Origin of the sequence: Rhodococcus sp. YH1 (assembly GCF_009939605.1) — a bacterium.
Classification (GTDB): Bacteria; Actinomycetota; Actinomycetes; order Mycobacteriales; family Mycobacteriaceae; genus Rhodococcus; species Rhodococcus aetherivorans.
This window is the reverse complement of sequence record NZ_WVTE01000113.1, coordinates 1-7,313: the sequence shown is the minus strand read 5'-3', so window position 1 is coordinate 7,313 and position 7,313 is coordinate 1. Positions and strand designations below refer to the sequence as shown.

At 66.3% G+C, this 7,313-nt stretch carries 8 protein-coding genes; 2 read left to right on the top strand and 6 right to left on the bottom strand.

Annotated features, from left to right (window positions below; all coding sequences use genetic code 11):
- Window positions 1-986: 986 nt before the first annotated feature.
- Both AIIKEEIJ_RS10890 and AIIKEEIJ_RS10885 read left to right on the top strand, forming a co-directional pair.
- A complete protein-coding gene (locus AIIKEEIJ_RS10890) occupies window positions 987-1,178 on the top strand; it encodes a hypothetical protein (protein WP_059175162.1) in 192 nt (63 codons plus the stop codon).
- 222 nt (window positions 1,179-1,400) lie between these two features.
- The gene (locus AIIKEEIJ_RS10885; protein ID WP_119699176.1) at window positions 1,401-1,586 is read left to right on the top strand and encodes a hypothetical protein; all 186 of its coding nucleotides are present in this window, start codon (window positions 1,401-1,403) and stop codon (window positions 1,584-1,586) included.
- A 146-nt stretch (window positions 1,587-1,732) separates the two neighbouring features.
- On the opposite strand, the gene AIIKEEIJ_RS10880 is transcribed toward AIIKEEIJ_RS10885, so the two are convergent.
- The 6 genes from AIIKEEIJ_RS10880 to AIIKEEIJ_RS10855 all read right to left on the bottom strand — a co-directional run bounded on the left by AIIKEEIJ_RS10880 (window position 1,733) and on the right by AIIKEEIJ_RS10855 (window position 7,114).
- The gene (locus AIIKEEIJ_RS10880) at window positions 1,733-3,649 is read right to left on the bottom strand and encodes a Fic/DOC family protein (RefSeq protein WP_119699177.1); all 1,917 of its coding nucleotides are present in this window, start codon (window positions 3,647-3,649) and stop codon (window positions 1,733-1,735) included.
- Window positions 3,646-3,870 carry a hypothetical protein gene (locus AIIKEEIJ_RS10875; protein WP_059175160.1) on the bottom strand — a complete coding sequence of 75 codons (225 nt, stop codon included), beginning with the start codon at window positions 3,868-3,870 and terminating at the stop codon, window positions 3,646-3,648. The genes AIIKEEIJ_RS10880 and AIIKEEIJ_RS10875 overlap by 4 nt, the downstream gene beginning before the upstream one ends.
- 65 nt (window positions 3,871-3,935) lie before the next feature.
- On the bottom strand, window positions 3,936-4,493 hold the full coding sequence (locus AIIKEEIJ_RS10870) for a DnaB-like helicase N-terminal domain-containing protein (RefSeq protein ID WP_059175159.1): 558 nt from the start codon (window positions 4,491-4,493) through the stop codon (window positions 3,936-3,938).
- Complete coding sequence (locus tag AIIKEEIJ_RS10865) at window positions 4,490-4,762, bottom strand: hypothetical protein (RefSeq protein ID WP_059175158.1); 273 nt, start codon at window positions 4,760-4,762, stop codon at window positions 4,490-4,492. The genes AIIKEEIJ_RS10870 and AIIKEEIJ_RS10865 overlap by 4 nt, the downstream gene beginning before the upstream one ends.
- A 266-nt stretch (window positions 4,763-5,028) precedes the next feature.
- The gene (locus AIIKEEIJ_RS10860) at window positions 5,029-6,498 is read right to left on the bottom strand and encodes a ParB/RepB/Spo0J family partition protein (protein ID WP_119699179.1); all 1,470 of its coding nucleotides are present in this window, start codon (window positions 6,496-6,498) and stop codon (window positions 5,029-5,031) included.
- A gap of 148 nt (window positions 6,499-6,646) precedes the next feature.
- Entirely contained in the window at window positions 6,647-7,114 is a 468-nt protein-coding gene (locus AIIKEEIJ_RS10855) for a hypothetical protein (protein WP_161995627.1), read from the bottom strand.
- Window positions 7,115-7,313 lie beyond the last annotated feature (199 nt).

The following is a 7,313-nucleotide window of genomic DNA, read 5'->3' as shown; positions in this document are numbered from 1 at the left end:
GGGCGCGGGCCTTGTCTTTCTGGCGCTGCCGCCAGGCCCGTACCCGCTCGGCGTCGGTGGCGTATTCGCGGCGCCGTCCCCCTCTGGCTTCCTCGGCCATGACCTCGCCCTCCCGACCCGATGACGTTCCGTATCCAGCATCGTAACACCATTCGTAACGTACGTATCATGATACGTACGTTACGAATGGTGGGGATCGATGCTCCGACCAGAACATCGGCCCCTGCCGTCGGCGCACCTCCCGGAGGCTTCCGCGCCCCCGGGCACCTCGTCGACTGCTCCCTCCACCATGGACCGGGGGGCCGCGGTGGTCACCGGCGATGTCATCGTCGCGAGGACGCGGGTGGCAGCCTGGTCGATCCCCGGTCGTTCGAGGGGCAGGACGGTGCCGGCGGACCCACTTCCCCCCCGCCTCATGGACGGCAGGGACCGCGGCCGAGGCGGGTGTGCAGGCCGGTGCGAAGGTGCCCGGTATCGGAGGTTCTCCCGCTCTCGACGCTGGGTTTCCTGCGGAAAGATGCGGCAGGCCGATGCTTCCCGAAGTCCGCTCTCGCGTCCCTCCGTCGACCTGCCGCCCACCGACCATAACGCCCGAGTCGAACACATGTGCGAAAATCTGCGGTGTGGTGTCCTACGAACGCGCACCGAAACGGTGCCCGCACGGGCCACCGACTGGGACCCCACCGGGTGGTCGTGGGTGGACACCGTGCACCTGCGCGACAGCCCTGCGCCCCCCGGGAGCGACCGGACACCGCACCTATCTGTGCACCCGTCTGCGATGCGGAAATCCTCGTTCCGCCCCATACGGGGCCACCGTTCTCCGGGGTGCAGTGGCCCGCCCAGACAGACGCAGGAGCCGCCGCGACCCGGCTCGGGAGGCGAGCGAGCCGGCCGGATCGCAGACGCGGCGACCCACCAGGATCCAGAACATTTAGCTTCGCTGAAATTGTGGTGTGAACTGGGAAAACGACACGTCCCGTTCTGTCGTGTCGATCGGAGACAGCACCACCATGAAGCCTGGCGATCAGGTGAAGGTCAGCACACGCGGCACGTTCGTGTTCACCGTCAAGGACATCGATGAGGACACCGGCCTGGCCATGATCGAGGTCGACGCCGACAGCCCGCTCACGTATCCGTGGCCGGCGCGTCTGACCGATCTCGTGGCCGTCGAGAACTGACTCCGAAAGTTCCTTCCTCCTGCCGGTCGCTCTCGCTTCACCCGTTTGGTGCCGATACGCCCTTCCGCTACGGTGACCGCTGCAATCCCACGAGTTCCCCGACAGGTGAGTGATTCCCTGACGGGTCGAAGGATGGTCCCCGGCGCCCTCCGCCGGGGACCATCGCCTTTCTGTTGCCGGGCTGTGCGTGCAGCGGACGACACCGTGGCTACTCTCGGCGGCGTGGAGGACAGGACGCGAGCGATCGGCGACGCCGCCGATGCGATGACCGACGATGACCTCGAGACCGCAATTGCGGCGCTGCACGCCCGTGAGCGGGAACTTCTCGTCGCCGGGGACAGCGAGGAGGCGTTCGATCTGATGAGTACGAAGTTCGTTCTGCTCTCCACGTTGGAAGGTCGGCGGTAGCCGGATCTCGTACTGATTCGGTTTTTTCTTCATTTCTGTCTGCTGCGGTATTCGTTGAGCGGTCTGTGGAGCAGATTCGCAGAGTGCCACTGCGCGCGGCTGACGTATCTCTCTCGGCTACCCGACACCTTCACGCCTCGTAGGCCCTATAGCTGCGGCCCGAGGTGCAGATCGGGTGTGGGTGGTTGGTGTTCATGCATGGCCGGAGGTCGGCTGTTCGGTTGTGGTGGTGTGTGGTGCACCTGCGGTGGTCCGTGGAGGGCCTTCACTGTTGAGAGCGGGCCCTGCTCCTCCCCCACCTCGTCGGCATGCGTGAGATTCCGGTGCGGCTCGCCGTCGGCGGGATTCGGTTTCGCTTCCTCTGGGGCATCGTCGGTCCTGGTCGACGTGGCGTGACGGGGTTCCTCGTCCGCCTGGATTGCGGTGGTCAGCGGCTCGTAGGTCTCGTTGCGTTCCGGGGAATTCTCCAGCAGGGCGTAGCTGCGGTGGGCCAGCACATCCCAGTGCCTCTCGTACCGTTGCGCGGCGTCGACGGTGCCGAGGTCCGGGGCGGCGGCGGGGAGCTCAGTGGTGGTGGCGCGGGCGAGTTCGGCGGCGAAGGCTTCCCTGCCGGCAACTCGCATGGCGTCCTCGAGGGCAGGGTCCGGTTCGATGCCTTCGGGGGGATCGTCGTGGTAGTTCGCTGCGTGGGTGGCGGCACGGAGCGCTTCGGGGTCGATGGTGCGCCAGTCGATCGTGCGGTCGGGGCGGTCGTGGACGAGCTGGTCGGTCATGAGTACGACGGCGACTGACTGGACGCCTTCGGTTTCCTCCTGGATGGCGGCAATGTGGCGTCCGAGCTGGTGGGGGTCGGTGAGGGTGTCCTCGTCCGGGGCGGCGATCACCGGGCTGGTGTAGGCGGGAGTGTCGCTGATGATCGGCATGAAGTCGGTGTGCAGCTCACGGTGGATGACACTTGCGTGTAGTTCGCTGCCGTCACCGGTGATTTCGCGGTGGGCGAGGTAGTCGGCGGTTCGTAGTGCCAACTCCCAGGTGATGAGGCGGCGCAGCCGGGCGGGGTCGCGCTCGTCGAAGGCGTTGACCGGGGCTCCGGTGTCGTAGCGCATGGTGTTTTTGCCTGCTGCGGGGTCGAACAGGTCCTTGTAGCGGTGGTTCGGCTCGGGTAGTGCTGCGGCGGCGCGTTCGGCGGCGAGGGTGGAGGTGCCCTCGAGGATCCGGCGTACGGCGGCATCGTGTTCGGGGCCGTAGTCGGTGCGTTCGGCCAGGTTCAGGCCGATGCGGACCAGGGCGTGAGCGTTGTCGAGTTCGGCTCCGCTCAAGGATCGCTCTCGGGTTACCTCGCGAAATGTCTCAGTGGCGGTGTAGGTGCCACTGCGGTCGCGGTCGTAGTCGCGCATCATCGCCAGGTGGCTGACCAGGGAAAAAACGGGTCGGCCGGGCGCAGGCTCGATGGGTGCGTAGCCGGTGGCCGGCACGACGGCGGGCGCGAGGACATCGGCGAGCAGTCTGGGGTCTCCGCTCTCCGCGGTGACGTAGCGGGCTGCGGACAATGCAGCGAGATCGACGCGATCGGTGTCGATCACCCATCCGGCCTTGATGGCGACGCGCCGGAACAGCTCGAATTGGCTTCGAGAATTTCCGTCGGGGAAGGGATGGATTTCCGTCATGCGTGCCCAGTAGTCGGCGAGGCGGCTGACGAAGGTGCGGTGATCGAGTCCGGTCAGGTTGTTCTCGTCGGCGAGGTCGGCGAACAGTTCCTCGACGTCGGTGGCGGCGTCCTCCGGGCTCGAGTGCGTGATCGGAAGGTTCCCCTGCGTGGTGGCCACGGTCTTGTACTGGCCGGCCCATGAGTACACGCGATACAAACCGCGCCGGTGGATCTCTCGCAGGAAATCGCCGGTGAACTTCTCGGGCGATGGGACCTGCGCGAACTCGTACATCCCAGCCGCGAAGGCTCGGTCCTCGATGCGTTCGAGTAGGCGTGCATCGGTGATGCCGAGAAGGTTGATTCGGACGTCGGTTCCGGGGATGTAGCCCTCGGATTCGGCGGCCGATGCGGTCACTCCGCGTCCTCGCTGTGCGGGAGGAGCTCGTTGATCAGATCGTCGAGCGTTTCACCGGCCTCGAGCCTGTCGATGATTGTGCAGGGGTCTTCGATGTCGAACTTGCCTGCCATTGCGTTGGCAGCGCGGATGTTCTGGGCAATGTGGTTCTTGAGAGCTTCTTCGCCGTGTGGGGCGAATATCTCTCGGAGTGTCTGATCGTGGTTTTCCTTGTCGGTCATGGTTTCCCCCTCGCGAGCGTCGGACTGTCAGAGCGGAGGCAGGCTCCCCTCCCCCATCGCCATGTCTACTTGATGTTTCCGACGGTAGGCGTAGCGCCGATACGGGCGCGAACGTGCTCGAGCCGGCGGGTGGCGGTGCGTTGAGTGCGACCGATGGCGACCATGTGGTCGAACAGGTCGTGCTCGGGCAGGTTTTCGGCGGCTTCGGTGATGGCGGCTCCGGCGGTGCGAAAGCTGCGGCGGTAAGCGGCGCTGATGACGGCATGGGCGTAGTAGGGCGCGGCGGTGGGGTCGGCACCGGCGGTGGTGGCGGCGGTCAGGGCGTAGGCGAGTCGGCGGCCGTGGTGACTGGCGAGCTGGCCGTGGCGCTCAAGGTGGGCCAGGACCATTGCGGGGTCGTGGGGTTGGCCGGTGCTCATCAGTGCGGCGATGGCGTCGAACAATTCGGCGTGGAGTGGCTGGTGGAAGTCGTCGGTGGTGAGCAGGTCCACGATGCCGGCGGCCGCGGCGCGGGTGGAGAACAGCAGCGCGCACAGCAGCAGGGTTTCAGTGTCGGCGTCTGGGGGCGCGCACTCGTCGGCGCTGAGGTAGCGGTCGAGATCGGTCTGGTCGGTTACGGTCATGCGCTGATCCGTTCGTCGAGGGCGTCGGCGATGTCGAGCACGGGAGTCGGGTCGGGGTGGCCGATGGCCGAATGGCCGATGACGGCGCGAGCGATGACGCTTCCGTCGATGGTGATGGTGACTGCGCTACCGGCGGGCGCACCGTAAGCGAGCGCGAGCGTGCGCGCTGCTTCGGCGGCGTCGGAGGCGGCGGCCGCGAGGGTGAAGGTGCAGCCAGAATCGGAGCGCGCGACGGTGGGCGCGGCCAGCGTGACGGTCCAGACGATCATTGCGACGCTCCTTCGGCTCGACGGGGTTTACCCAGGCACTCGTCCATTGTCGCTTAATTGACATGCTTTGTGAAGCCTTTTCGATGATTTTTACATGATTTTATGGTTGTTTTTTGATTCTTTTGTGATGAATAGATGAGGGCCGTGCCAGAGCTGTCGACCGGGGTTCGATGCCCCGGTCGACGGCCATGCGTGCCGGAGGCCGGCACCCGGCGAGTGGTCCGGCCCGGTGGGCGGCCGATACGACCGGCCCACCGGAAGGGGCGTTACTGCTCGTCGAGGGGGTCGAGTCCGGCGGCGCGGCGCTCGATGTCGGCGAGGGTGTAGCCCTGGGCTTCGACGGCGCGCAGGTAGAACTGCGACAGGTCGGTGGGCTTGCGCCAGTGCTCGACGCCGACCTGGGACTCGAGGGCGATGAGGATGTGGGCGCGCAGCAGGACCAGGGCGCGGGGGTCGGTGGCGCTGGCGAGCTTCGCGAGAGTGTCGGACGTGGGGAGCATCTGTTCGGCCAGGGTGCGGGCGTGATAGGCGGCGGGGATCTGGGGCCACTTCCTCAGCACTGTTGCCATGAATGAGGCGGTGCCCTTGGGGGCGGTCTTGCGGGTGGTCTGCTGGGCGATCCACTTGCGGCGGACCTCGGTGGCGGCTCGCCATTCGCGGTTGTTCTCGATCACTTCGCGCCGCTGAGCTGCGCGGTCCTCGGCACTCTGTTCCTGTTCGGACTCGGCGGGGCGGCGGTGTCCCCACCAGGTGCGCCAGGGGGTGTCTTCGATATTGACGACGTGCCAGTACAGCGTGGTCTCGTGGTCTTCGACGACGTTCTCGCGGGGAATCATCCAGTCTTCGCGGGCATCGCCGTCGGGCAGCTCGTCCACGATGAAATCCGGGTCGATCTCGTCGCCGCTCTCGCGGTCGAAATAGGTGGTGCAGCTGTAGACGTACAGCCCGAGGTGTCCGAGGGCGGCGACTTCTTCGATGGCGGGCGTGTTGCCTTCTTCGTCGGTGACGCGCTCGACCAGATGGCTGGTCCCCTCCCCCACTCGCTCGTGAAGAGCACCGAGCGGCACGGCGGCGATGGAGTGTTCTGCGAGGTACGCCTCGGCGCGGGCCAGTGCGGCGTTGCGTTCGGTGCGGCGCAACCGTTCGGCGGAGAGTGCGTGGTCGAGTCGTCCGCTGCCGATGGCCCACTCGATGCGGCGGACGGCGGCGGGATCGTCGTTGAACTCGGCGAGGGCGGCGGCTTGTTCGATGGTCAGCTCGCCTCGTTGCACAGCGTCGCGCTGGTCGGTGTCGCGCAGGGTCAGGGCCGCCTCGACCTCGGTGCGGGGCGCCTTGGTGCGACGGGCGATCTTGGTGGAGGTGAGTCCGTGGTCGGCCAGGGTCTCGAACAGTGCCAGGCGCTCGCCGTTGGTGATCGCGGCGCGGTGTTCGTTCTCGCTCCACTGGGTGACGAGGCGTTCGACGGCAGCGGCGGTGCCATCGCCTTCGTCGCCGACGATGAGGGCGGGGATCTGCGCCAGTCCGGCCTCGAGGGCTGCGGCGGTGCGGCGGTGGCCGGTGAGCACGCGCAGGGGTCCGGCGGCGGTGCGGCACACGGTGATGGGGGTCAGAACTCCTTGCTCTGCGATCGACTCGCGGAAGGCATCGGTCAGGCGCAGGTCATGGCGGATGTTGGAGTCGGTGAGCAGGTCAGCGGGGTCGAGGGTGGCGAATTCGGCGGTGCTTCCGTTGTTCATGACTCAAGTTTACATCTGTTTTGATGCTTTTTCGATGTTTGTTTGGTTCTTTTCTCGTGCTTTTCTGGTGACTGCTGTCACACTTTTTACGCTCTGAGCTGGGGTTTCCATGCAATGACAGCGGCCCCGCCGGGGCGGGGCCGTTGGTTCAGTCTTCTATGCGGTCGTGGACGGGCAGGATCATGGATCGGTGGCCGAGATACCGTTCGGACAGCTCGCCCAGTCTCGAGTCGGAGGTTCCGGCGTAGTTGCCTCCGAACATCACCACTCGCCCCGACTCGGTGAGTTCGTACCGACGATGGTCGGCGTTCCATTCGACTCCGACCAGAGCGGCATGGCTGCCTTCGATGAAGGCGTAGCGGCGAAGCTGCACGGCGACGGTGGGGCTGATCTGCTCGCGGCCGCCGACGTGGCTTCGCGCTCCGTGGGGGGTGCAGCCGGATGGCAGTGGCGCGATGCGGCCCGTGCGGGCGCGGCGCTCGTCGAGGACGCCGACCAGAAGAAGGGTGTCGGCGGCGGCGCTGATACCGCCGTTGGTGCAGTCGCCGTTGTGGTGGGCGCGGTAGACATCGAGCAGGAGACCGGCGGGGCGATGGTCGTTCCCGTGGTTGTTCATGCCTCAAGTTTACATCTGTTTTGATGATTTTTCGATGTCTTTTTGGTGCTTCATCGGTGCTTTTCTGATGGCGCTGGTCACACGTTTTTGGGGTCTGACCTGCGGTTTTGCGGGTGTATCGGGGTGGTTCGGTGGCGGTGGTGGAGCGGGTACCTCGGTCGGTCGGTGCGCCCTGGTGAACCGGGCGCGGTGACTGCCG

Bases quoted from the DNA above. Each gene is read 5' to 3' on its own strand.
- AIIKEEIJ_RS10860 (WP_119699179.1), bottom strand. From the start codon at position 6,498: ATGAACAACGGAAGCACCGCCGAATTCGCCACCCTCGACCCCGCTGAC.
- AIIKEEIJ_RS10870 (WP_059175159.1), bottom strand. From the start codon at position 4,493: ATGACCGTAACCGACCAGACCGATCTCGACCGCTACCTCAGCGCCGAC.
- AIIKEEIJ_RS10865 (WP_059175158.1), bottom strand. From the start codon at position 4,762: ATGATCGTCTGGACCGTCACGCTGGCCGCGCCCACCGTCGCGCGCTCC.
- AIIKEEIJ_RS10875 (WP_059175160.1), bottom strand. From the start codon at position 3,870: ATGACCGACAAGGAAAACCACGATCAGACACTCCGAGAGATATTCGCC.
- AIIKEEIJ_RS10855 (WP_161995627.1), bottom strand. From the start codon at position 7,114: ATGAACAACCACGGGAACGACCATCGCCCCGCCGGTCTCCTGCTCGAT.